19 protein-coding genes and 1 pseudogene are annotated in these 24,310 nt (G+C 66.8%); 11 read left to right on the top strand and 9 right to left on the bottom strand.

The genetic code is table 11. The features are described 5' to 3' along the window. Positions 1 to 7: 7 nt before the first annotated feature. From ACOGXE_RS01240 to ACOGXE_RS01230, 3 genes and pseudogenes are all read right to left on the bottom strand, one after another. A complete protein-coding gene (locus ACOGXE_RS01240; RefSeq protein ID WP_419932145.1) occupies positions 8 to 913 on the bottom strand; it encodes an aminotransferase class IV in 906 nt (301 codons plus the stop codon). Between the two features lie 12 nt (positions 914 to 925). Further along, a pseudogene (locus ACOGXE_RS01235) lies at positions 926 to 1,837 on the bottom strand (redoxin domain-containing protein); the annotation flags it as partial. A 12-nt stretch (positions 1,838 to 1,849) separates the two neighbouring features. Then, positions 1,850 to 2,107 carry a hypothetical protein gene (locus tag ACOGXE_RS01230; protein ID WP_419932144.1) on the bottom strand — a complete coding sequence of 86 codons (258 nt, stop codon included), beginning with the start codon at positions 2,105 to 2,107 and terminating at the stop codon, positions 1,850 to 1,852. Between the two features lie 62 nt (positions 2,108 to 2,169). Between ACOGXE_RS01230 and ACOGXE_RS01225 the strand changes: the two genes are divergently transcribed. Continuing rightward, positions 2,170 to 4,434, top strand: a complete 2,265-nt coding sequence (locus ACOGXE_RS01225; RefSeq protein ID WP_419932143.1) for a xanthine dehydrogenase family protein molybdopterin-binding subunit — start codon at positions 2,170 to 2,172, stop codon at positions 4,432 to 4,434. Positions 4,435 to 4,482: 48 nt separating this feature from the next. On the opposite strand, the gene ACOGXE_RS01220 is transcribed toward ACOGXE_RS01225, so the two are convergent. Genes ACOGXE_RS01220 through ACOGXE_RS01210 form a run of 3 tightly spaced genes read right to left on the bottom strand, consistent with a single transcriptional unit; the run spans position 4,483 to position 7,685 of the window. After that, the gene (locus ACOGXE_RS01220) at positions 4,483 to 5,694 is read right to left on the bottom strand and encodes an LLM class flavin-dependent oxidoreductase (protein ID WP_419932142.1); all 1,212 of its coding nucleotides are present in this window, start codon (positions 5,692 to 5,694) and stop codon (positions 4,483 to 4,485) included. A gap of 49 nt (positions 5,695 to 5,743) precedes the next feature. Beyond that, on the bottom strand, positions 5,744 to 6,487 hold the full coding sequence (locus ACOGXE_RS01215) for an SDR family oxidoreductase (RefSeq protein WP_419932141.1): 744 nt from the start codon (positions 6,485 to 6,487) through the stop codon (positions 5,744 to 5,746). Beyond that, a complete protein-coding gene (locus ACOGXE_RS01210) occupies positions 6,477 to 7,685 on the bottom strand; it encodes a CaiB/BaiF CoA transferase family protein (RefSeq protein ID WP_419932140.1) in 1,209 nt (402 codons plus the stop codon). Before ACOGXE_RS01210 ends, ACOGXE_RS01215 begins: the two co-directional genes overlap by 11 nt. A 79-nt stretch (positions 7,686 to 7,764) precedes the next feature. Here ACOGXE_RS01210 and ACOGXE_RS01205 point away from each other — a divergent pair, with 79 nt between their 5' ends. The 7 genes from ACOGXE_RS01205 to ACOGXE_RS01175 all read left to right on the top strand — a co-directional run bounded on the left by ACOGXE_RS01205 (position 7,765) and on the right by ACOGXE_RS01175 (position 15,773). Then, positions 7,765 to 8,982, top strand: coding sequence for a Rieske 2Fe-2S domain-containing protein (locus ACOGXE_RS01205; RefSeq protein ID WP_419932139.1), 1,218 nt, complete (start codon positions 7,765 to 7,767; stop codon positions 8,980 to 8,982). Between the two features lie 43 nt (positions 8,983 to 9,025). Further along, on the top strand, positions 9,026 to 9,766 hold the full coding sequence (locus ACOGXE_RS01200) for a class II aldolase/adducin family protein (RefSeq protein WP_419932138.1): 741 nt from the start codon (positions 9,026 to 9,028) through the stop codon (positions 9,764 to 9,766). Between the two features lie 20 nt (positions 9,767 to 9,786). Continuing rightward, positions 9,787 to 11,166, top strand: coding sequence for an aromatic ring-hydroxylating oxygenase subunit alpha (locus ACOGXE_RS01195; protein ID WP_419932137.1), 1,380 nt, complete (start codon positions 9,787 to 9,789; stop codon positions 11,164 to 11,166). Beyond that, positions 11,163 to 11,693 carry a 3-phenylpropionate/cinnamic acid dioxygenase subunit beta gene (locus ACOGXE_RS01190; RefSeq protein ID WP_419932136.1) on the top strand — a complete coding sequence of 177 codons (531 nt, stop codon included), beginning with the start codon at positions 11,163 to 11,165 and terminating at the stop codon, positions 11,691 to 11,693. Before ACOGXE_RS01195 ends, ACOGXE_RS01190 begins: the two co-directional genes overlap by 4 nt. Before the next feature lie 34 nt (positions 11,694 to 11,727). Continuing rightward, positions 11,728 to 12,504: an SDR family oxidoreductase gene (locus ACOGXE_RS01185; RefSeq protein ID WP_419932135.1), complete on the top strand. Its 777-nt coding sequence runs from the start codon at positions 11,728 to 11,730 to the stop codon at positions 12,502 to 12,504. Positions 12,505 to 12,577: 73 nt separating this feature from the next. Then, on the top strand, positions 12,578 to 13,417 hold the full coding sequence (locus ACOGXE_RS01180; RefSeq protein ID WP_419932134.1) for a TauD/TfdA dioxygenase family protein: 840 nt from the start codon (positions 12,578 to 12,580) through the stop codon (positions 13,415 to 13,417). Positions 13,418 to 13,511: 94 nt separating this feature from the next. Next, positions 13,512 to 15,773, top strand: a complete 2,262-nt coding sequence (locus ACOGXE_RS01175; RefSeq protein WP_419932133.1) for an arylsulfatase — start codon at positions 13,512 to 13,514, stop codon at positions 15,771 to 15,773. Between the two features lie 6 nt (positions 15,774 to 15,779). On the opposite strand, the gene ACOGXE_RS01170 is transcribed toward ACOGXE_RS01175, so the two are convergent. The 3 genes from ACOGXE_RS01170 to ACOGXE_RS01160 are packed head-to-tail and all read right to left on the bottom strand — an operon-like array spanning position 15,780 to position 20,173. Then, the gene (locus ACOGXE_RS01170; RefSeq protein ID WP_419932132.1) at positions 15,780 to 17,681 is read right to left on the bottom strand and encodes an alkyl/aryl-sulfatase; all 1,902 of its coding nucleotides are present in this window, start codon (positions 17,679 to 17,681) and stop codon (positions 15,780 to 15,782) included. Between the two features lie 17 nt (positions 17,682 to 17,698). Further along, on the bottom strand, positions 17,699 to 18,937 hold the full coding sequence (locus ACOGXE_RS01165; RefSeq protein WP_419932131.1) for a cytochrome P450: 1,239 nt from the start codon (positions 18,935 to 18,937) through the stop codon (positions 17,699 to 17,701). A 54-nt stretch (positions 18,938 to 18,991) separates the two neighbouring features. Further along, a complete protein-coding gene (locus ACOGXE_RS01160; RefSeq protein ID WP_419932130.1) occupies positions 18,992 to 20,173 on the bottom strand; it encodes a TetR/AcrR family transcriptional regulator in 1,182 nt (393 codons plus the stop codon). A 64-nt stretch (positions 20,174 to 20,237) separates the two neighbouring features. On the opposite strand from ACOGXE_RS01160, the gene ACOGXE_RS01155 reads away from it, so the two are divergent. From ACOGXE_RS01155 to ACOGXE_RS01145, 3 genes are all read left to right on the top strand, one after another. Beyond that, positions 20,238 to 21,083 carry a TauD/TfdA dioxygenase family protein gene (locus ACOGXE_RS01155; protein ID WP_419932129.1) on the top strand — a complete coding sequence of 282 codons (846 nt, stop codon included), beginning with the start codon at positions 20,238 to 20,240 and terminating at the stop codon, positions 21,081 to 21,083. A 52-nt stretch (positions 21,084 to 21,135) separates the two neighbouring features. Then, positions 21,136 to 22,347: a cytochrome P450 gene (locus ACOGXE_RS01150; RefSeq protein WP_419932128.1), complete on the top strand. Its 1,212-nt coding sequence runs from the start codon at positions 21,136 to 21,138 to the stop codon at positions 22,345 to 22,347. A 148-nt stretch (positions 22,348 to 22,495) separates the two neighbouring features. Further along, a complete protein-coding gene (locus ACOGXE_RS01145) occupies positions 22,496 to 24,172 on the top strand; it encodes an ABC transporter substrate-binding protein (RefSeq protein WP_419932127.1) in 1,677 nt (558 codons plus the stop codon). The last annotated feature ends 138 nt before the right edge of the window (positions 24,173 to 24,310 follow it).

The raw sequence follows: 24,310 nt of genomic DNA, 5'->3' as shown, positions 1-24,310 counted from the left end.
GGTCCGGTCAGTAGTCGATCGGTGTCGTCCAGCGGGGGTCGTCGTGGGCGTCCCAGTAGGCCTGCCGCAGCTGCATCGTGATCGGTCCGGGCGTGCCGTCGCCGAGCGGCCGGCCGTCGATCGTCGTGACCGGCATGACTCCGCCCGCCGTGCTGGTCATGAACGCTTCGTTGGCCCGGCTGGCGTCGGCGGCCGGGACGGGGGCCACATGGGCAGTCAGTCCCTGTTCGGCGGCCAAGTCGAGGACCGTCCGGCGAGTGATGCCCTCCAGCACCCCGGCGTCGGGCGTGTACAGCTGGCCATCGGCAACGAGGAAGAGGTTGAAGCCGGGACCCTCGGTGAGGTTCCCGTCGAGATCGGGCAGCACGACCACGCTGCCGCCGCGTTCGTGGGCCTCGAAAGCGCCGCGGGTCAGGTCGCCCCAGTGGAAGTTCTTGACCGTCGGGTCCACCGATGCCGTCGGGATGCGCACGGTGTCCTGGGCAATGATCAGGTGCGAGCCCGCCTCCTGCTTGTCGGGCTCGACGATCCAGATGTACGGGATGGCATAGGCGTAGAACCGGTTCTGGAACGACCACGGGCTGCGGCTGTCGCGGCTCGGTTGACCGCGCGTCGTGATCATGTCGACGTAGGACTCGCGCAGTCCCGACTTGCGCACGCACTCGGTGAGGATCTCAGCAATCTGCTCACGGTCGAGCTCCAAGCTCATCTGGAGGCTCTTCATGCTGTGCTCGAACCGGTCCAGGTGCGCGTCGAGCCGGAAGAACTTGCCGTTCCACACGGCGACGACGTCGTAGGTCACATCCGAGCGGCTGAAGCCCACGTCGAGCAGCGAGATCTTGGCGTCACGGATGGGCACGTACTCGCCGCCAACCCAAGCGCAGCCCCGGCTGAAGGGATTCTCATCGGACATCGAACTCTCCTGTCATTGGTCGTCAACGACGGAGTCGTCCGCGGCGCGGCGGTCAATCAGTCGCTGGAAATGCTGTGCGCCGTTCATGGCCGGCACTCGGCCCACTCCGGGGCCCATGTCGCCGAGCACCGGGAAGCCGGCCTCCACGCGGAAGCTGAACGGCATGGATTCAGGAAGGAAACACTCGGTGTCGTCGCAGGCCTGCCAGCGAACCCGACCGCTGATCGTGACGAAGCGGCCTTGGTCGTCCTTCTGCATGTGCCGTGCGTTCTGCGTCACGGGCAGACGCAGCACCACATCCCCCTCGTACACCTGCAGCGTCTCGCCGGAACCGCTGAGGGTCAAGGGAGCAGTGGGCGGCGTCACCGGCTCGTAAGACAGGATGCCCTCATTGTCGTCGAGCTCGATCGCTGCGGCCACCAGCCCGTCGGGCACCGGCTCGCTGTACAGATGCTTCCCTTCGGGAACCCGGAACGTGGCGACGATCTGGCGGGTGACGCCCATCGGCAGCCGATCGCCATCGATCCGCACGTCCGCCGAGACCCGGCCGGCAGACGCTTCGCCGCACGGGTCCGCAACCTCGAACTCCTGACCGAGCGCCGCCGCCAGCAGCTGTTCGGGGCCCGAACGCACGGCGAAGTTGTGCTCGAAGAACTTGGCCACGATGACCCCGTCGGCATCGATGACGTACGAACCGGGAAAGGGAAGGCCGTACCAGGGGTGATCATCGGGCGGGATCAGCGTGTTCAGGATCCCGAACGACCTGATCACCTCGCTGTCGGGATCCGACAGCATCGTGAACGTCGTGTGATGCGCCTTGGCGTAGTCGGCCAGCGCATCGGGCTCGTCGTAGCTCAGTGCGTACAGCCGGACGCCCGCTGCCCGGAAGGCATCCATGCCTCGTTCCAGCTCGACCAGCTGGGTTCGGCACGGCGGTCACCACACCGCCGAGCGGTAGAAGACCACCACGGCAGGTTGGCCGGCCCGGTCGGCATGCACGTCGACCAGGCTCCCTGACTGATCGGTTGCAACGATGTCCGGCAAGCGCGATCCCACCTCGGGGCCGGTCGGGAACTCGCCCAGCGGGATACGGCGACTCCCGTTGCCGGGCGGCTCGGGCATGTTGAAGCCCTCCGCGTCCTCGAAGTAGGGACCGTCCGAGGGTCCGCCTCGGGTGTCCACCTGGATGTCCATCGCCTGCTCCGATCGTGCGACGTGCGGTGCCGATCATTGCACGCCGGGGCTACGTTGCGGCCGTGGCAGACACTCCATTCAGCGGCCGGCGCGAGGACGAACCGCTGCTGCGCGGCCAGAGCACCTACATCGACGGGCTCGACGTTGCCGAGCTGGCGGGCGCAGCACAGGCCGTGTTCGTGCGGTCAGCAGAGGCACATGCACGTCTTGCCTCTGTCGATGTCACAGAGGCCCGGACGGCGGACGGCGTGATCGCCGTGTACCTCGGGCCCGAGGTGGACGGCTGGCCGTTCCCGCCCCGGCTGCCGTCGATGAACCGGGACCTGTGGCGGCCGCTCATGGCCTATGACACTGTTCGCTTCGTCGGCGAGCCCATCGCCCTGGTGATCGCCGAGACCCGTGCTGCTGCGATGGACGCCGCCGAGCTGGTGATCGTCGACTACGAGCCGTTGCCGCCCGTCGTCAACCTTGATGCCAGCCTCCGCGGCGGGACCCTGCTGCATGAGCACGCCGGCACCAACGTCGCCCTGGCTTGGGAGCTCGATCCGATCCCCGACGAGGTCTGGGATGGCTGCGATGTGACCCTCGAGTTCGACCTGACGCATCCACGGCTCGGCCCCCACCCGATCGAACCGCTTGCCGGTGCATCGAGTTGGGGCGCCGACGGGCGCTGCACAGCGTGGGTGTGCTCGCAACGGCCCGCAGGCGCCAAGCACGTCATCGAGACGCTGCTGGGCCTCGAACCGGGAACGGTGCGAGCCATCTCGCCCGATGTCGGCGGCGGCTTCGGTGCCAAAGGGGGATGGGGCTGCTACCCCGAAGATGTCGCTGTGGCATGGGCGGCCCGCGAGATCGGCCGGCCGATCCGCTGGGCGCAGACCCGCTCCGAGGCATCCCTGGCCATGGGCCATGGGCGGGCGTCACGTCACCGTGTCCGCATCGGCGGCAACCGCGACGGCACGATCGCGGCGTACGCCGTCGACGCGCTGCAGGACAGCGGCGCGTACCCGGCGATGGGCACCAACGTCACCAACAACCTGCGCAACAGCGGCACCGGCGTCTACGACATCGCGCACGCCTCGCTTCGAGGAACGTCGGTGGTCACCAACACGACACCCACGGTGGCGTTCCGGGGCGCAGGCCGACCCGAGGCGGCCTGTTCCATCGAACGGGCAGTCGACCGATTCGCCCAGGCCATCGGCCGTGACCCACTGGATGTCCGCCTCGCCAACCTCGTGCCGCCCGACCGCTTTCCGTACCGCACCGCTGTCGGCGCCACCTACGACAGCGGCGACTACCCCAGAGCGCTGCGATTGGCTGCAGAGCTGGCCGACTACGCCGGTCTGCGCGCCGAGCAGGCCGAACGGCGGGCAGACGGCGGCAGCGAAACGCTGCTGGGCATCGGCGTGAGCTGCACCACCGAGGTCACCGGCGGCGGCGAGGGGGAGCGGGCGACCGCTCTGCTGCTCGAAGACGGCACCGTCGACGTGGTCGTGGGCACCTCACCTCACGGTCAGGGGCACGAAACCACCTTCGCACCGGTCGTGGCCGCCCAACTCGGTCTCGATGTCGACCGGATCATCATTTCCCACGACGACTCCGATCGTTCGCCCATCGGCGGGGGGACCATCGGATCTCGCTCGGCGCAGCTCGGCGGTTCGGCGGCCCACGGAGCCGCTGTCGACCTGGTGGCTGCGGCCCGCGAACGCGCGGCCGAGTTGCTCGAAGCCGACCCTGACGATGTCGTGCTCGACACCGACCGCGGGCTGTTCCACGTGGCGGGCACCCCGGCCCGCTCGCTCGGCTGGGTTGACCTGGCCGGCCATGGCGAGCTCAGCGTCGACCACCACTTCCGGCCCGAAGGCGGGGCCGGGTCGTTCTCGTTCGGCGCATGTGTGGCCGCCGTGGAGGTCGACGCCGCGACTGGCGAGGTGCAGGTGCGGCGCTTGCTGAGCGTCGACGACGCCGGCGTGATCCTGCAGCCGGTGCTGGCCCATGGGCAGGTGCACGGCGGCTTGGCGCTGGCAGTGGGCGCTGCGCTGTACGAGGAGATGTTCTACGACGACGACGGCATCCCGATGACGGTCGGGCTCGCCGACTACGCCATGCCGTCCGCAGCGGAGCTGCCGTTCTTCGAGAGCCACGAGACCGTGACGCCGTCACCGCTCAATCCGCTGGGTGCCAAAGGGCTCGGCGAGTCCGGGACGGTGGTGGCGACGCCTGCCATCCACAGTGCAGTACTCGACGCCTTGGCCCCGTTCGGGGTCGAGCATCTGGACCTGCCGTTGACTCCCGAGCGAGTCTGGCGCGCCCTGCAATCAGGATGAGTCGACGTTTCGGACTGGAGGCGATTGACCGCGTGCGCAGCGCGACCCTCAGTCGCTGTCCGCGCCGACGCGGGGCGTGAAGCCCGACTTGGGCGTGCCGGCACCCTTCAGTGCGGCGGCGGCTCGTTCGTTCTCGAAGATCTTCGACAGGATGGCCTGTCCTGCCCGGTCGAAGTACTCCCGGTTGTCGATCACGAACTGATTCGATTCCTGCATCGATGCGAGCTGGCCGTTGACCGCAGGCATGACGTGGCGTGCCACCAGGTCCCAGCTGCGGAACATGGCCTCGGGATCCGCCCAGTCGTTGACGAAGCCCATCATCACGCCGAAGCCGCCGGTGATCTCCTGCATCCGCAGGATGTTCTCGATGAGGTCGTCGGGAGTGCCGATGACGCCGGCGGCGGAATCGGGATCGGCGTAGAAGTCGATGGCGTCGGCGGTCGATGCGAGGTGCTCGAGGCCCGGACGCTGCAGGGTGTCGACGTTGTACTCGTTGTGCCAGCGAAGCAGGCCGTGCTCGACGTCTCGCCGGGCCTGATCGCGGGTCTGTGCCACATGGAAGTTGAACATCACCCGCCAGTCGTCCCGGCTCACGGACTGGTCGTGCTTGGCAGCGGACTCTTCGGCGAAGCTCCACTGCAACGGCAGTGAGGCCAAGCCCTCAGTTGACATCGAGCCGATCGACAGCACTCCGATGCCGTACTTGCCGGCCAGCGTCATACCCGACGGGCTGATCATCGACGCCGTCACCATCGGCACCTTGTGCTGGTAGGGCAAAATCTGCAGCTTCGCGTCGTACAGCGAGAACCAGTCGCACTCGTAGGTGAACCGCTCGCCGCCGGCCAGCAGCCGCTGGATGACCGGGATGGCCTCGTCCTGACGATCGCGCAGCAGCATCGGATCGATGCCCAAGGTGTGGGCGTCCGACGGCAGCGCCCCCGGACCGGTCCCCAGCATCGCCCGCCCCATGCTCATCTGGTCGAGCTGCACGATGCGCTGGGCGACGTTGAAGGGATGGTGGTAGGGGATGGACGTGACGCCCGTGCCGAGCTTGATGCGGCCGGTGCGCACCGCTGCGGCGGCCAGAAACATCTCGGGCGAGCCGATCGTCTCCCAGCCGGTCGAGTGATGCTCGCCGCACCAGAACTCGTCGTATCCGAGGCGGTCGAGGTGCGTAACCAGGTCCAGGTCGCGCTGCAGCTGCAGCGCGGGGCTCTCGCCAGGCAGATGGTGCGGCGCAAGGAATGCAGCGAACTTCACCGTCGGGACCCTACCGAAGCCCGGCCATCGCCGAATGGGCTGTCCGGCACTAGCTGATGCTGCGGCCCCCGTCGACGTCGAGGCAGACGCCGGTGAGGAAGCCGGCCTCGTCGGAGGCCAAGTACATCACCGCGTTGGCGACGTCGGTCGGGTCGGACATGCGGCCCATCGGGATGCCCTCGATGACTGCTTCTCTCATCTCGTCTGGCATCTTGTCCAAGCCGGTCGCCCGCTCGAAGAAGCGGGTCTCCGAGGCCACCGGTGCGACGCAGTTGACGCGGATGTCGGGCGCGAACTCCTCGGCCAGGCCCCGCGTCAGCATGATCGTCGCTGCCTTCGACGTGTTGTACGGGGTCAGGCCCGGCCGGGGTCGCTTGCCGCCGATCGACGCAGTGCTCACGATGGAACTGCCGGGCGGCATGTGCGGGGTGAAGTGCTTCGCGGCGAAGTAGACGCTGCGTGTGTTGACCGCCCACATGAGGTCGAACTCCTCAGTGGGGATGTCCAGCGTGGACCCCATCTGGTGAGCGAATCCTGCGTTGGCGGCCACGATGTCGATGCCGCCCCAGGTGTCCGTCATCAGTTGGGCCAGTTCGGCGTGGGCGTCCTCGTCGGTGACGTCGAGCCGGAAGGTCAGCGCCCCGTCGAGTTCTGCAGCAACCGCTTCGGCGCCCTCGAGGTCGATGTCGGTCACCATGACTCGGGCGCCTCGCTCGGCGAAGCCTTGGCTGATCGCCCTGCCGAAGCCCGACGCGCCGCCGGTCACGATCACTCGCTTGCCGTCAAACCTCATCGTCGATCCCTCCTGCTGTGCTCAGGATGCCTGAGCCGATGAGGCTGTCGATCGTCTCGCCGTCGTAGCCGACTTCAGCGAGGATCTCCCGACCGTGTTCGCCAATCCTCGGAGCCGGCCGCCGGACGCTTGGCGGCGTCTCGGAGAACTGCTCGGGCGGCGGAATGGACCGGTACGGGCCCGCCACCGGATGCTTGGCGACCGGAAGCTGGGATACGAGTTCATCGAGCGTCGCCGCTTCGGTGGCCGGAATGCCGTGCTCTGCGCACAGCTCGAGCCATTCCGCAGTCGTGCGCTGGTCCAGCACCGACGCGACGTCTCGATAGAGGCTGTCGCTGTGGGTGACGCGCTCGATGGGAGTGGCGAAACGCTCGTCGGCGGCGAGATCGTGCCGTCCCCCTGCTTCGAACAGTGCGACGTAGTGCGCGTGGTCGTAGGGAAGGATGTTGATCCAGCCATCGGCGGTCCGCTGGGGCTTGCGTTCGGGCGTGAGGATGCGGGCATACCCAGCGCTCGCCACTGGGGGTTCGGAGATGGCGCCCGCACCATGCTCGGCGAGCACGAAGGCGCGCATCACATCGATCATCGAGATCTCGATGCACTGCCCTTGGCCGGTCAGAGCCCGGTGGTACAGCGCCGCGGTCACCGAGTTGGCGATCGTCAGTCCACAGAACTTGTCGGCGACGAGGCTGGGCAGCAGCATCGGCTCGGCGCCCATGCGCCTGAACAGGTCGCCGATGCCGCTGGCGGACTGGATGATGTCGTCGTACGCGGGAGCGTCGGCCTGGTCACTGGAGGACGGGTAGCCATGTGCCCGGCAGAACACGATGTCGTTGCGAACCGTCCGCACTGCCTCGTAGTTCAGGCCGAGCCGTCCCAGCGGTCCCGGACGGAGGTTGGTGATCATCACGTCGCAGGTTGCGGCGATGTCCAAGAACGCCTGCCGACCACGCGGATGCTTGAGATCCATCGCGATGCTGCGCTTGTTGCGCAGCAGGTTGAGGGCGACGCCGGAGAATTCCGGAGTCGGGCCGGCACCCATGCTGCGGTTGCGATCGCCTGCTGCCGATTCGACGAAGATGACGTCGGCGCCGAGATCGCCGAGCGTCCGAGTAGCGGCCGGGCCCATGAGCACCGACGAGAGGTCGACAACGCGCACCCCGGCCAGCGGCCCCGTCGCCTTCTCGCTCTCGCTCATCTCGAATTCGTCCTGTCAGCCGGCAGCGTGCTCAAATGTCAGCAGGCGCACGGATGGTACAAACAAGGCGGGGTGACCGATGGGCCAGCTCAGCGAGCGACCGGTGAACATCGATGTCGGCACCGGGTACGAACTGCCCGAACCCCACTCGGCACCGGACCTCGTCGAGGTCGAGCGCGGGACGCCGGCGGGTGAGCTGCTGCGCCGCTACTGGCATCCGTTCGCGCTCGCGACCGATGCCTCCGACGTTCCCAAACCGGTGAGGGTGTTGGGGGAGGATCTCATTCTGTTCCGCGATGGCAGCGGCCGGCCAGGGCTCGTGCACCACCGTTGCTGCCATCGCGGGACGTCGCTGTACTACGGCAAGGTCGAGGAACGCGGCATCCGGTGCTGCTACCACGGATGGCTCTTCGACATCGAGGGCAACACGCTCGAGATGCCCTGCGAACCTGACCGAGGGCAGCATCTCGAGCGCTACCGGCAGCCGTGGTACCCGCTGGTGGACTACCACGGGATGCTGTTCACCTACATGGGCCCGCCGCAGCTCAAGCCGGCATTCCCGACGTACGACATCCTCTCCGACGTCGCCGAGGGATGGGAAGTGGTGGCCGACGACAACAACATCGGCCTGCACGGCGACCCGACGCCATGCAACTGGTTTCAGACGCACGAGAACGTCATGGACCCGTTCCACGTGTACGTGCTGCACGCAGGGTTCTCGGGCAACCAATTCGTTGCCGAGATGCAGTCATTGCCCGAAGTGAGCTGGCATTTCACACCGCATGGCGTCAAGTCGCACCAGGATCGAGAGCTCGACGACGGTCGGTTCTTTCACCGGGTCACCGAAGTGCTGATGCCCAACGTGCGGATCGTGGCGAGTCCCTTCGTCGAACACGAAGGGCAGGCCACCAGCGTCGCGTGGACGCTGCCGATCTCGCAGACCGAGACCAAGATCTTCACCATCCTCAAGCGGCCCATCGGCAGCCCTGCCCGGCGCGCCTCCTACGGCGGCAAGCGATGGGAGGAATTGACCGAGACAGAGCACCAGCAGATGCCCGGCGACTACGAGGCCATGGTGGGTCAAGGGCCGGTCACTCTGCACTCGGAAGAACGCCTGGCCAGCTCCGACCGGGGCGTGGTGATGTTCCGGCACCGGTTCCGCGAGTGCCTCGAGCAGATGGCGGCGGGCGACGATCCGCCTGCTGTCTCGTACAACGCCCAGGTCCAAGAGGCCCGGTACGAGGTGCGAGCCGGCAACTACATCGGCGACCGGGACGAAGTGATCAACCGCGGCTGAAGGTGCGGATCTGGCGACCGCAGCACGGATATAGCTTCGACGCATGAGCGATGGCCTGGACGGGCTCCGGCGTGACGTCGCGCTCGGGTGCCGGGTGATGGCGCATCGGGGCTTGGTCGAGAACATCCTGGGGCACATCAGCCTTCGCATCGACGGCGGACGGGCGCTGGTGCGGTGCCGCGGACCTCGCGAGCGCGGGCTTCGGTTCACCGTGCCAGACGATGTGCGCGTCGTCGACATGGATGCAGGTGAGATTGCCGACGATCGCGCTGGGGACTACGCGGTGCCGAGCGAGCTGCCAATCCACACGTCAGTGCTGGCGGCCCATCCCGACGTCGAGTGCGTTGTGCATGCCCACCCGCCAGATGTCGTGGTGGCCAGCCTGGCGGGGTTCGCGTTGGAGCCGATCTTCGGCGCCTATGACATCCCGGCTGCCCATCTGGCTGCCGCCGGCATCCCAGTGCACCCACGGTCGGCATTGATCCGCACGGCCGAACTGGCCGGGGAGATGGTCGCGTCGCTCGGCGAGGCCCCGGCGCTCGTGCTGAGGGGCCACGGCGTGGTGACGACCGGCGCAGACGTTGCCGACGCAGTGCTGCGCGCACTGCAGGTCGACACGCTCGCACGCATCCACCTGCGTGTGCGCGCCGTGGGATCCGTCCCCGGAGCCATACCGGATGCCGACTTGGGCGAGCTGCCGGACTTGGGAAGTGCGTTCAACCATGAGACCCTGTGGAGACACCACCTGGCCGCCCTAGAGCAGGACGGCCTCGGGTTGACGTAGGACGCGAGTGAGGAATCTCGATGGAACCCGACGTCATTGACCAGGTCACGGCCTCGGTGCGACAGGGCCTCATCCCCGCCTACCTCTACAACGACGCCGAGGTGCACGAACTGGAGCGGACCCGGCTGTTCGGGCGAGCCTGGACGTTCCTGGCCCACGAGTCCGAGATCGCCCACCCGAATGACTACGTGGTGCGCAACATCGGGGATGACTCGTTCCTGGTGACCCGCGATGGCGACGGCCAGCTCCACGTCATGTTCAACATGTGCGTCCACCGGGGCATGCAGGTCTGCCGGGCCGAGCGCGGCAACGCCCGCACCTTCCGGTGCCCGTATCACGCCTGGACGTACAAGAACGACGGTCAGCTCGCCGGGCTGCCGTTCCACGTCGACGCCTATGGCGGCGAAGTGGGGTTCATCAAGGAAGGGCAGGCGCTGCTGCAGGCGCCGTCCGTGGCGACCCGCAACGGCATGATCTTCGCCAGCCTCGACCCCGACGCCCCCGACTTCGAGACATGGCTCGGCGACTTCGCCTTCTACCTCGACTTCTACACGGGCCAGAGCGACGCCGGGATGGAGTTCCGCGGCCCGCAGCGCTGGCGCGTCGAGGCCAACTGGAAGATCGGCGCCGAGAACTTCATGGGCGACAGCTACCACACGCCTCACACCCACGCGAGCGTGGTCGACATCGAGCTGTTCGGCGAGCCGAAGCCCTACAAGCGCAAAGAAGGCGTGCTCTGGCATGCCGGGCCCGCAGGCGGCACCACGTACAAGCTGCCGCCCGGCAGCGACTTCAGGTCGGGGCTGTCCTATGTCGGCTACCCCGACGAGATGATCGACGCCATGGAAGCCAAGCTGAGCGCGGTCCAGCGGGCGCTGGCGGCGGAGCCCGGCTTCATGCCATCGGCTTCGACGCTGTTCCCGAACCTGAGCTTCGTGCACAACTGGCCTCAGACCGATGCCGACGGGCGGATCACGCCGTTCATCTCGGTGCGCCTGTGGCAGCCTGTCGGACCGGGCGAGACCGAGGTGTACTCCTGGTTCTGCGTCGCGGCCGACGCCCCGGAGGACTACAAGGCTGCCTCGTACAAGGCGTACCTGATGTGCTTCGGGTCATCGGGCATGTTCGAGCAGGACGACGTCGAGAACTGGGTATCGATCACGACGATGGCCAAGGGATCGATGGCCCGGAACCTGCTGCTCAACAACCGCATGGGCCTGACGCTCGACGGCGATCCGATCGTCAACCAGTTCGCGGATTTTGGCGGTCCGGGCACGGCGTATCAGGGCTTCGGCGAGCACAACCAGCGCCACTGGTTCTCCATGTGGGCCGACCTAGTGGCCCGGCCGGCGCCTGCTCGCGAGCCGATCGCCTTCGGCATGGGGGAGACCCCCGCGTGAGCACGGCGCGCTCGGGGGCGCCGCTTCCCTACAGCGACCCTCGGCACCAATCGGCCGAGCAGTTCCTGACCGAGGAGGCCCACCTGCTCGACACCTCGGAGTTCGAGGCATGGCTCGGGCTGATGCATCCGCAGATCCGGTACCGGATGCCCGTGCGGGTGACGGCGGTCAAGGCCACCGACGAGGCCGACGTGCAAACCATGGACCACTTCGACGAGGACTGGTACTCGCTGTCGAAGCGGGTGCAGCGCTTCGGCACCGACTACGCCTGGACCGAGGACCCTCAAAGCCGGATCCGTCATCATGTGTCGAACGTGCGGACCTTCGAAGGCGACGACGGGGACTTGGTCGTCGAGTCGGCGGTGCTGCTGTACCGCTCGCGGGGCGATCGCATGGCGCCGAGCCTGCTGTCGGCCGGTCGAAGGGATGTACTGGTCTCGACCCCGGACGGTTTGCGCCTGCGCTCGCGGGACATCGAGATCGACGAGTCGGTGCTGCGCACACAGAATCTGGCGATCTTCCTGTGAAGCCGCCGTGTGACGCCGCCGCGGAGGCCCCGAGATGAGCAGGCTGGCTGGCAACCGGGCCTTGATCGTCGGGGCGGGATCGGGCATTGGCCGGGGAGTCCACGATTCCTTCTTGGCCGAAGGAGCCAGCGTCGGCTCGCTTGAGATCGATTCGCGCAAGTGCGAGGCGCTGGTTGAGGCATCGGCCGGACCCGTGATCTGCGGCGATGCCACGAGTGCAGCCGACAATGACGCGGCCGTCGCGGCGATGCAGGACGCCTACGGCGGCATCGACACGCTGGTGAGCTGCGTCGGACTGTTCGACTACTACCTGGGACTTGAGGAGTTGCCGCCCGACGTCCTCGACGACGCCTTCGTCGAGGTCATGGACGTCAACGTGCGCTCGATGCTGCTGGCGGTGCGAGCCAGCATCGAGCCGCTCCGAGCCAGCAAGGGCTCGGTGATTTTGACCGGCTCCACCAGCAGCTTTGTGCCAGGGCGCGGGGGCGTCCTGTACGTGGCGAGCAAGTTCGCCGTGCGCGGCTGCGTGGTGTCGTTGGCCCATGAGCTGGCACCTGACATCCGGGTGAATGGCGTTGCTCCCGGCGGTACGCACAGCACCGACCTGCGAGGTCTGCGCTCGCTCGGGCTAGGTGACCGATCGCTCGGCTCCGAACCCGACCGGCTCGAGTCCATCCGGCGGCGCAGCCCACTGGACGTCGCACTCGGCCCTGCCGACCACGCGGAGTGCTACGTGTTCCTCGCCTCCGACGCGTCACGCGGCATGACCGGCCGCTTCATCCACAGCGACGGCGGCGCCAACCTCGGTTGAGGCTGCCCGACTGGCGAAGCCCGCGCTGCGCCGACGTTTGACGGTGTGGGGCGATCTCGGTAAACCATCACCCATGGGGATCGACATCAAACCGACCGGTGCTGCACTCGGGGCGTTCGTCTCCGGGCTTGAGTTGGGCAAACTCGACGCCGACGCATCCGGCACGCTGATTGAGGCCCTCGGCGAGCACGGCGTGCTGTTCTTCCGCGATCAGGACCTGTCACCCGAAGCGCACATCGCATTCGCCGAGTCGCTCGGGGAGATCGACGTCAACGCGTATTTCTCACCCAACGAGACGTACCCCCAGATTGCCGAGGTCCGCACACGCCCAGAGAACACCTACGTGATCGGCGAGGCGTGGCACACCGATCACTCTTACGAGGAGGCGCCAGCACTCGGCTCGATCCTCGTCGCCCGGCAGTTGCCGTCGCACGGTGGTGACACTGCCTTCAGCTCGATGTACGCCGCCTACGACGCGCTGTCCGACGGCATGAAAGAGACGCTGCGCGGGCTGCGCGCCGTGCACTCGTCGTACGAGGCCTTCGGCATCGGATTGTCGAAGCTGCCCGAAGCGGAGCGGTCCGAGCGATTCCAAGAGGGGTATCGGTTCGGTCCCGATGTCTCCCATCCGGTGGTGATCTCCCATCCGGTGAGCGGCCGGCCGGTGCTGTATGTCAACCGTTCGTTCACGACTCGCTTCGACGGATGGACTGCTGCGGAGAGCCGACCCCTGCTCGAGTACTTGTTCGAGCACGGTTCGAGCGTCGAGTTCACGTACCGCTTCTCGTGGGAGCCTGGATCGGTCGCCATCTGGGACAACCGCTGCACCTGGCACAAGGCGCTCAACGACTACCGCGGCGAGACCCGTCTCATGCACCGCATCACCGTGAAGGGCTGTCCGATCGCAGCCTGAGCCCTGCCCCATGCTCGACGCCTGTCGCTGCCGGCGTCGCCGCATGAGGTCGCATGAAGCGTCGTTCTGGGAGCGTGCCTGCTAGACGGAGGCGATGCGAGACCGCGAACGCCCCGGAACCACCGCCGCAGAGCTGAGCCCCGCGTGGGAGACGCGACCGTCAGCCCCTGCGGAGGCGCCGAATGTCGTTGTGATCGTGTTCGACGACACGGGCTTTGCCCACTTCGGGTGCTACGGCAGCGACATCGACACCCCCAACATCGATCGGCTTGCGGCGGGCGGCCTTCGCTACACCAACTTCCACACCACAGCGCTGTGCTCGCCGACACGGGCGTGCCTGCTCAGCGGTCGCAATCACCACTCGGTCGGCATGCGGTTCCTGTCGAACGTGGACACGGGCTTCTCGAACTGCCGCGGCGTGATCGCGCCGTCGGCGTCCACGTTCGCAGAGGTATTGGGAAGCTACGGCTACGCAACCTTCGCCTTGGGCAAGTGGCACCTCGCGAACCTGGCCGACTGCGGACCCGCCGGTCCATTCGACCACTGGCCGCTGGGGCGCGGCTTCGACCGCTTCTACGGGTTCCTCGGCGGCGCCACCGACCAGTTCTCGCCTGAGCTGGTTATCGACAACCACCCCGTCGACCCACCGAGCGAGCCCGACTACCACCTCTCAGAAGACCTCGTCGATCAGGCCATCTCGATGATCGCCGCCCAGCAGGCCACAGCACCGTCGCGGAGGTTCCTGACGTACCTCGCCTTCGGAGCGACGCACTCGCCGCACCAGGCACCGCAGGCGTACCTGGACAAGTACCGGGGCCGCTACGACGAGGGCTGGGATGTCACGCGGGATCGCTGGTTCGCCCGCCAGCGGGAGCTGGGCGTGGTTCCGGCCGGCGCCGAGCTGTCGCCGCGCAACCCGGGCGTGCAGCCGTGGGACGAGCTCGACGCCGACCAGCGGCGGCTGTACAGCCGCATGCAGGAAACGTTCGCCGCGTTCCTGGATCACACGGACGACCAGATCGGCCGGCTGGTGGACTACCTGAACCGAGCCGACCTGCTGGACGACACGTTGATCGTGCTGCTGTCCGACAACGGCGCCTCGCAGGAAGGCGGCCGCCACGGACTGACCAACGAGAACATCTTCTTCAACCGCCAGCGGCTCGACGTCGCCGACATGGTGCCGTTCATCGATCAGATCGGCGGGCCGAACCTCTACAACAACTACCCGTGGGGCTGGGCGCAAGCCGGCAACACGCCGCTGCGTTTCTACAAGCAGAACACCTACGAAGGCGGCATCCGCGATCCGCTGATCGTGCACTGGCCGTCAGGCATCGCCGACGCCGGGGGCATCCGCGACCAGTACCACCACGTGATCGACCTGATGCCCACCATCCTGGACGTGGTCGGCGTGGAGGCTCCGGCTGTTCACAACGGCATCGCGCAACAGCCCGTCGAGGGAATCTCCATGCGGCCCACGTTCGACCCGGCGAATGCTGAGACGCCGTCGGCCCGCACCACGCAGTACTACGAGATGCTGGGCCATCGGGCGATCTACCACGACGGATGGAAGGCGGTGACCCTCCACCGCCAGGGAGTGCCGTTCTCTGAGGATGAATGGGCGCTCTACGACACCCGCAACGACTTCGCCGAGATCCATGACCTCTCCGAGGCCCACCCGGACAAGCTGCGCGAGCTGATCGAGCTGTGGTGGGACCAAGCCGGCACCTACAACGTGCTGCCGCTGGACGATCGAGGCGTGGAGCTGTTCGTGCTGCGCCGGCCCGGCCCAGACGCATCGGCGACCCGGCTGCGCTACCCGGCGGGCATGCCGCATCTCGAGCGGTTCAAGTGCCCGGATGTGCGGAACCGTTCGTTCGAGATCGCCGTGGAAGCGGACACCTCAGCGGGAACCGACGGAGTGCTGGTGGCGTACGGGTCGCGGACCGGTGGGCTCGTGCTGTATGTCGACAGCGGGGTGCTGTGCTTCGAGTACAACAATCTGGGACGTTCCTTCGGCGTGCGTGCCAGCGAACCGGTGCCGAGCGGGGAAGTCGTGCTGGGCGTCCGTTATGCGAAGAGCGCTGAGCACACGGGAACGGCAACCGTGTGGCAGCGCACTGACGGCGAGCCGGCACGAGAGCTCGGATCGGTCGACATGGAGACGATGCCGTTCCGGCAGTCGCTGTACGGCATGGACGTCGGGCGCGATCTCGGCCCCACCGTCACCGCCGCGTACGCCGGTCCCAATGACTTCCAGGGGGTGCTGCGACACGTCGAGTTCCGGTTGGACAACGACCGTGACGACCTTCGTGCAGCTGCCGAGGTCGAAGCCCGCAACGCACTCGTCGACCAGTAGCCGCGATCAGGGCTCGATGAGCGCGGCCGTCGTGAACACGGTCAGGCTGGCCAACAGCGACTGCAGCAGCGCCCGATCTCCGACGATCTCGACCCCGTCGAGGGCGCTGGCGTCATTGAGCGCAGCGGCCAGCGTGGCCCGGTCGGTACGCACCGAGGCCGCGGCGCCGCCATCGACGGCGTCGCGGCGGTGGTGTACTGCCGAACGGCCGACGCCGAGCACGTGATCCTCGTCGAGGTCGGTGAAGCGGAAGTTGAACGTCGCCGGCCCTGCCGTGAACGCGTCGGGATCGAAGCGGATACCGATCACGTCGAAGAGGTGCTCGGGGCGCATGGCCTGCGACATGTCCCGGGTGGGGATGCGGCCCCAGTCAGGGGAGCCCTCCCGCAGTTCCTTCGCGCCCATCAGGTAGGCGTTTCGCCAGGTGGCCGACTCTGACTGGTAGCCGAGTTGTTCCAGCGCTTCGGCCTGCAGGCTGCGGGCCTCGGCGTTCGCAGGGTCGGCGAACACCAGGTGATTCACGACCTGGGCCACCCAGCGGTACTCGCCCCGCTCGAAGCACTCGCGCGCCTTGGCCAGCACGGCATCGGCGCCGCCCATGAACTCGACGTAGTTGGCACCTGCTTCGACCGGCGGGAGCGGGTCGAGGTTGGCCGGATTGCCGTCATACCAGCCGAGATAGCGGTTGTAGACCGAGCGGCAGTTGTGCGAGACCGTGCCGTAGTAGCCCTGCACATGGGACTGATCGAACTCAGCCGGCAATCGCAGCCGGGCGGCGATCTCGGTCGGCCGCAGGCCTTGATTGGCAAGACGCATCGTCTGGTCGTGCATCCAGCGGTACACGTCACGCTGCATCGTCAGGAAGCCCCGCACGTCCGTATTCCCGAAACGGGGCCAGTGATGGCTGGCGAACATCACGTCGGTGCTGTCACCCCAGAGGTCCAGCGCCTCCTGGATGTACTTGCTCCACGCGAGGGCGTCACGGGTCTGTGCACCGCGGATCGGATACAGGTTGTGCAGCGTGTGCGTGCAGTTCTCGGCCATGCACAGCAGGCGCTTGTCGGGGAAGAAGAAGTTCATCTCCGCGGGCGCTTCGGCGTCAGGCGTGTTCTGGAACACGATCCGGATGCCGCTCAGCACGCGCTCCTCGCCGGTCTCGTAGATGGTGTCGGTGGGAGCGATCAGGTCGGAGCGTGCCAAGCCCATCGTGGAGCCCAGCCCGCAATCGACGTGGCCGAGCGGGCCCGGCGACAACAGCGGCCCGAACTGGTAGGCGGCCCGCCGTCCCATGATCGGCCCGGCGATGACGAACTCGCTCACGACTTCTTCGAGGAACCCGTCGGGTGCCACGATCTGCACATCGCCGTTGGCCACGGCCTCTGCATCTGTCACGCCGAGCACGCCGCCGAAGTGGTCGGCGTGGGAATGCGTGTAGATGATCGAATTCACCGGTCGGGTGCCGAGCGTCCGGTTGGCGAGGTCCAGCGCTGCGGCTGCGGCGGGGGCGTTCGTCAGCGGATCGATGACCAGCCAGCCGTCGGTGCCGGCCAGGAACGTGATGTTGGCGATGTCGTAGCCCCGCACCTGCCAGACGCCGTCGGCGACCTCGAAGAGCCCGTGATGGACGTTGAGCCGCGCCTGCCGCCACAGGCTCGGGTGCACCGACGGGGGCGCTGCTTCCGACTCGGAGACGAAGGCATGGCGGGCGACATCGAACACCACGTGGTCACCCAGGGTGACGCGGCCGTCGTCAAGCTGGGCGACGAGGCCTCGGGCGGCTCGTTCGAAGTCACCGGGGTCGTCGAAGGAGACTGCGGCGGCAGAATTGGCCGCAGCGGTGAAGCCAGTCGGGGCTCTTGGCTGCAGTGCGCCTGCCTCTTCGCGTTGGTCGTCCGGGCGGGTGGCCATGTTGTCGCTGCGCAGATTCAGCGGGCTGTCGGGAACTGGATCGGCAGGTAGCGAGGACCGCGGACCTGTCCGCCGGCCCAGGTGACCGCGTGTGGTTCGCTCACCTCGAAGTCGGGAATGCGCTCGAACCAAGTGCGCAGCGCAATATCCATTTCCATACGGGCCAAGTTCGATCCGGCGCAGCGATGAATGCCGACGCCGAATGCGACATGGCGGTTGTGAGGCCGATCCAAGATCACCTCGTCGGGGCGCTCGAACATCTCCGGGTCGCGGTTTGCGCCCGGGAAGTTCATGAGCACCTTGCTGCCCTGGGGAATCGTGACGCCCCCGTAGTCGATGTCGGTCGCGGCTCGGCGCCCCATGGTCACTGGTGCGTAGAAGCGCAGCAGCTCCTCGATGGCCGACGGCCACAGATCAGGCTCGGCCGCCATGCGCTCGCGGTCAGCGGGGTGGGTGCCGAAATGCCACAGCGCTGAGCCGATCGAGCTCCAGGTGGTGTCGATGCCCGCGATGAGCTGCAGGTTGAGCATGCCCACCACCATGACCGGGTCAATGGGGTTGCCTTCGTCGTCGGTTCCCGCCAGCAGTGCCGAGACGAAGCCGTCGTCGGGATTGGCCTGCCGTTCTTCGACGACTTCGTAGAAGAACTGCCGTATGACCTTGCGGTACTTGATGCGAAGCTCGGGATTCGTCAGCCCGAGTTCCAGCAAGCAGCGGATCCAGTGCGTGAATTCCTCGACGCGGCTCTCGTCGATGCCCAGCAGGTGGGCTATGACCCGGGGCGGGATCTGCTGTGCGTACTGCCCGGCACCGTCCACCTTGCCGTCGTCGATGAACTCGGAGATCAGCCGGTTAGCGAGCTCGGTGGTGTACGCGCGGTGCGACTCCACCGCCTTGGGCGCGAAGTGCGGCAGCAGCAGCCGGCGGGTCCAGCCGTGGACCGGTGGATCCTCGGAAATCGGAGCGGCGTTCGTGCCGTACTTCTCGAAGGTCGGATCGGCGAGCAGATCCTCGATGACCTCCGGCGGCGGCGAGGTCACCAGGGGATCGCTGCTGGACAACTCAGGGACCATCTTCGCAAGCGCCTGAACGTCCGCGTAGCGCGTCGGCAAGAACGAACCGCCCCAGCGTTCTGTGTGCGCGATCGGGCAGCGTCCCCGCAGCTCATCCCAGACAGGCGCTGGATCACGCACGTAACCGGGGTCGAAGATGTCGTAGTCAGTGTCCCAGTCGTCGACGGGTGCTGTATCGGTCATGGGGCAGTATCCCTTCTTGATTGCCGGTTCAGTCTTCCAGGGTGCGTTGGGGAGTCATCGTGCCGGATACTCCTCGAAGCTGAGCATGCGGGCGAGCAGGGTCGCCGCCTGCGGCTCGAGCTCGATCAGGTTCCGACCGAGTGCGGTAGCGAACAGGGGCTCGAACAGCGACCACGCCAACTGGGCGGCGGCGACGAGCAGGAAGCGGCAGCGTTCGGGGGCTGCCGGTTCGCCATGCCGGCTGCGATGGCGGTCGAGCAGGGCGCCGACAACGGGGAAGTGATCGCCGGTTGCAGCCAGTTTCGTGTCGAGTGCGATGTGTGTGAGCGCTCGGACATAGCCGGGATGTGCCCGCGCGGAGAAGAAGTCCGGGATCAGTCCGGGACCCGATTCGGCTTCGTAGTAATGGTCTCGAAGCTGCCGGGACGCTTGGGCCAGCACTTCGCTTGCCGAGCCGAAGTAGTGATGGATCAGCCCGTAGTTCACGCCGGCACGGGTGGCGAGCCGGCGCCCGGAGATGGAGGACGGCGTCCTGCTGGCAAGCAAGTCGACGGCTGCAGCCACGAGGCGTTGTTCTGCCTGTGGCCGGCCCGTCGCACGGGATCGTGCCGACGCTTGGGGTCCGCGAGCGTGCAGCCGCCTGGAGGTGAATCTGCCGCCGGTGAACGGCCCGCGGCCTGCGTGCAGATGCTCGATCATCAGCACCAGTTCCCGGTCGACAAGATCTGCGTTGTCGTCGAGACCGGCCGAGCGCACCAGCGGCGTGCGGTGGATGCTGACGCCGAGCTGCATGGCACATGACAGCGCTACCAATGTGTCGAGGGCATCGGAATTCAGCTCGGGGCGCAACGCGTTCAACCCATCGCGGTAGCGGTCGATGATCGGATGTTCCGGCCGCAGATCGAGTGTCGCCTGATCAAGCTGGATCTGGGTCAGCACCCGCACGAACGAGTCGTGCCGCATCACGGTGCCCGGGGTGGGCACCGCAGCGCCGGGCGGGAAGGCATCGGCGACGAATGCGTCGCTGAGACGGTCGAGCACCTGCCGGCACAATTCGCGCTTGGAACCGAAGTGCCGGTGGATCTGTGCGTAGTTGACCCCGGCTGCTGATGCGATGCGCCGACCTGAGACAGCGGAGGGCGGCTCGGCCGAGAGCAACTCAGTCGCGGCGTCGATCAGCGCGGTCGCGGGATGGAGCTCCGAGCTGAGATCCTGGTCGGCGTCAAGTGCAGCCACACGGCTAATCTACGCCCAGAGCGCTGCGACGGAGCGCCGCGCGTAGCTGCAAAGGGGAGCCGACGTGCGCATCAACGCCGTGCAGTCGAAGGATTACGATCGGATCCGGGTCGAACCGCTGACCGGCACCATCGGCGCGGAAATCTCCGGTGTCGACCTGCGCGAACTCGACGACGAGCTGATCTCCGAGCTTCATGACGCCTGGATGGCCCACAAGGTGCTGTTCTTCCGCGACCAGGAGCTGACCCAGGCCCAGCACGTGGCCTACGGCAGGGCTTTCGGCGAGCTTGAGGTCCATCCGTTCGCGCGCAATGTGCCCGAACACCCCGAGATTCTTGTGCTCGAGTCCACTGCCGACAGCTTTCAGGCCGCCGAGACGTGGCATTCGGATGTGACCTTTCGCGAGTGCCCGCCTCTCGGCTCGATCCTGATGGGACGGGTCATCCCTGCATATGGCGGGGATACGTGCTGGGCGAACATGGAGCTTGCATACGAACAGCTGCCCGACGACGTCAAGAGCCAGATCGAGGGGCGCTACGCGATCCACTCGTTCGTGAAGGCTTTCGGACGCGGCATGAGCGAGAACGAGCGCGAAGAGGCCCGCCAGAAGTATCCCGACCAGAAACACCCTGTCGTTCGCACCCATCCCGTCACCGGCGCCAAGAGCCTGTACGTCAACCGGACCTTCACGCTTACCATCGACGGGATGACGCCTGACGAGAGCCGTGCGCTGCGCCGGCGCTTGTACGCCCAAGCGTCCGAGCCTGAGTTCCAGTGCCGCTTCCGCTGGCGTCCCAGTTCGATCGCCCAGTGGGACAACCGCTGCACCCAGCACTACGCGGTGCCTGATCATGGTGGTTTGCACCGGCGGATGGAGCGGGTAACCCTGCTCGGCGACCGGCCGACCTGAACCCGCCTGAACACGGGTCCTGAATTCGGATCTTGCGAATCGGAGCGCAGCGATGACCTACACGGACGACGCGACGTCTGCTATTCCGCCAGTCGAGGACTTTGCCACCGACTGGGATTTCAACGATCCGGCGTGGGTGAACGATCCGTTCCCCATCTGGGACGAACTGCGCGGTCGCTGTCCGATGGGTCGTTCGGAACGGTTCAACGAGGGCGTGTGGCTGCCGCTGAACTACGACGACATCGTCGACATCGCGAACGACCCCGAGACCTTCTCCAACGTTCACCACGGCATCCGTCGCGGCGGCACCGTCGACCGGGGACACTTCCCGCCGATCAACTCCGATCCCCCCGATCACCTCGAGATTCGCCGCACCCTGCTGCCTTTCTTCGCGCCGAAACGGATCGAGAGCTGGCGAAGCCACATCGCTGCCGACTGTGAGGCGCGGGCCGCAGCCATTGCCGAGCGAGGTCACGGCGACGCCGCGGTCGACTACAGCCAGCACATCCCGGTGGGTGCGATCGCAGCGATCCTGGGCATCGACCCGGCTGACGGCGATCAATTCCGGTCCTGGATCTTTGACATCCTGTCGGTCGGCCCAAACGACGGTGCGGTGCTCCAGCAGGCGATCTTCGAGGTGCGCGAGTACATGGCCAAGGCCATGGCTGCACGGCGCGTCGAACCCAGCGACGACCTCATCAGCCACCTCGTGACCACCTCGATGGGCGGCGAACCGCTGCCTGATCACCTCATCGAGCGGATGCTGGTGCTGCAACTCATCGCCGGCATCGACACCACGTGGAGTTCCATCGGTGCGGCGCTGTGGCATCTCGCCGTGAATGACGAGGATCGCCGCCGTCTGGTCGCCGAGCCCGAGCTGCTGCCCACCGCCATGGAGGAATTCCTCCGGGCGTATGCGCCGGTGAACGTGGCGCGGCGGGTGGCCGCCGACACCGAGGTCAACGGCGTCCAGATGCACGCAGGGGACCACGTGATGATGACGTTCCCCATCGCGTGCCGTGACCCCGAGCGATTCGACCGGGCAGACGAGGTTGTCATCGACCGCACAGAGAATCGACACATCGCTTTCGGTGCCGGCATTCACCGCTGCATCGGCTCGAATCTGGCCCGCCTCGAGATGGAGATTTCACTTGAGACCTGGCTGCGCCACATGCCCGAGTACTCGATCTCACCGGGGGCCGAAGTCACCTGGTCCACCGGGCAGATCCGCGGACCACGGTCGATCCCCATCGTCGTCGACTGACTCCTCGACCGTCACGAATCCGTAGCACAGTGCGGAGCGCGACCGGACGCGGCTTCACTAGTGTGCAGCCAATTGGCTAGCGCCGTGGATTTCAGGGGCGGCGCCTGATTCCTGGGAGGGCAAGCTCGTGACAGGGCTTACACGGCGCGTGAGGCGCCTCATGATGGTGCTGGCGGCGTTCGCGCTGGCAGCGAGCGCGTGCGGAGGCGGCGACTCGGACTCTGGATCTGGGACTGCCTCGGCGACGACGGCTGCAACGGCAACCACCGCCGCGGCGGCGCCTGCGCCAGCGACGACTCAGGCGCAGACCCAGGTGACGATCGCCGCGGTGGAACAGACCACCACGACCCAAGGCGCAGTGACAACGACAGCAGCGCCGATTCCGCCGCCCGAAGGCACGCTGCGCATGGTCGAGTTCTCGCCGGTGACGAGCTTCAATCCCGCCGCCAGCCAGACTGCCCAGAGCGCCTACCACTACCCGACCTATGACACGCTGACCCGCCAGCGCAACGATCTGAGCCTGGAGCCGTCGCTGGCCACGTCGTGGACTCAGCCGTCGTCGAATGTCTGGCGCTTCACGGTCCGAGATGACGTGGTGTTCCACGATGGGGCCGAGTTCAACGCCCAGGTGGCAGTGGACAACATGCACTACCACGCCAACTTCCAGGGCAATCCGAACGCAGCGACGTGGGCAGCCTTCGTCGATGCCCGGGTAGTCGACGACACCACCTTCGAGGTCGAATTCTCGGTGCCGGCGCCGCAGTTCCCGCTGGAGATGTCGATGGTGATGGGCATGATGATCAGCCCGAACGCTCTTGACGGTCGTGATCTCACCCGCGATCCGCAGGGCTCGGGGCCGTGGATCTGGTCCGATGCCGACAGTCAGGCCGGTGTCACCGAGGTGTACAACCTCAACCCGAACTACTGGAATCCGGCCGATCAGGGTGTCGAAACCGTGACGGTGACCGCCGTTCCCGACAACAACGCACGTCTGAATGCGCTGCTGACCGGTGAGACCGACATCATGTCCACCACGCGTGACGCACAGATCGACGCAGGGACCGAAGCCGGGAACGTGCTGATCTCGGTTCCCAACTTCTTCGCCTATCTCATCGTCACCGACCGCGCCGGCGAGTTCGATTCCCCGCTGGGCGACGAACGGGTGCGCCGGGCGATCCTGCTGTCGCTGGACCGCGATGCCTACGCCGACGCGATGCACTTCGGCAAGGCAGACAGCCTCGGCGGCATCTACCCGCCGGCGTTCAGCCAGTTCAACGTGCCCGAGCTGGACACCAAGTACAGCTACGACCCCGACGAGGCCCGGCGCCTGCTGGCCGAAGCCGGCTACCCCGACGGCGTCACCATCCGGATGCCGATCATGCCGGCCATCAACCCGATCGTGGAGTTCGTGGTGCAGATGCTCGGTGCCTCGGGCATCACCATCGAGCTGATCCAGATCAACAACGGCGAGCTGGGCCCGGGAACCGCTACCGCTCAGTGGGGCATCTCGTGGTTCCGCGACCTGCTCGTGCACCCGGCACGTGACCTCGGCAAGTTCATGGGCGAGACCGGACGCTTCAACGCATTCCGCCTCGGCGACCTCGACGATCTCGAGGCCACGCTGGTGGATGCGCTCAATGCCCCGTCTGTCGAGGAGGGCTACGACCTGTACGCCGAGGTCATGGAAGGCTTGATCGACCGTGGCGTGGTGCTGCCGCTGGCCCACGGCGGCCAGAACGCCCTGTATGCCCCGTATGTGTCCGGCGTCACGCTGGGCCTGAACATGCAGGCGCCCATGCCGTACGGCGTCCGCCTCAACAACTAGAGGCGGCACGCCCGACGACCTCAAGTCGTCGGCTAGTTTCCGCAGCCTTGACGACTGGTCTCAAGATGGCGAACTGACGTGGCGGCCGAGCCCAACCGGCTCGGCCGCCACGGACGCCGCGACAGCGCAGGGGGGTGC

The organism is Candidatus Poriferisodalis sp. (assembly GCF_965208555.1).
Lineage (GTDB): Bacteria > Actinomycetota > Acidimicrobiia > Acidimicrobiales > Poriferisodalaceae > Poriferisodalis.
This window is presented reverse-complemented; position numbering and strand designations above follow the sequence as displayed.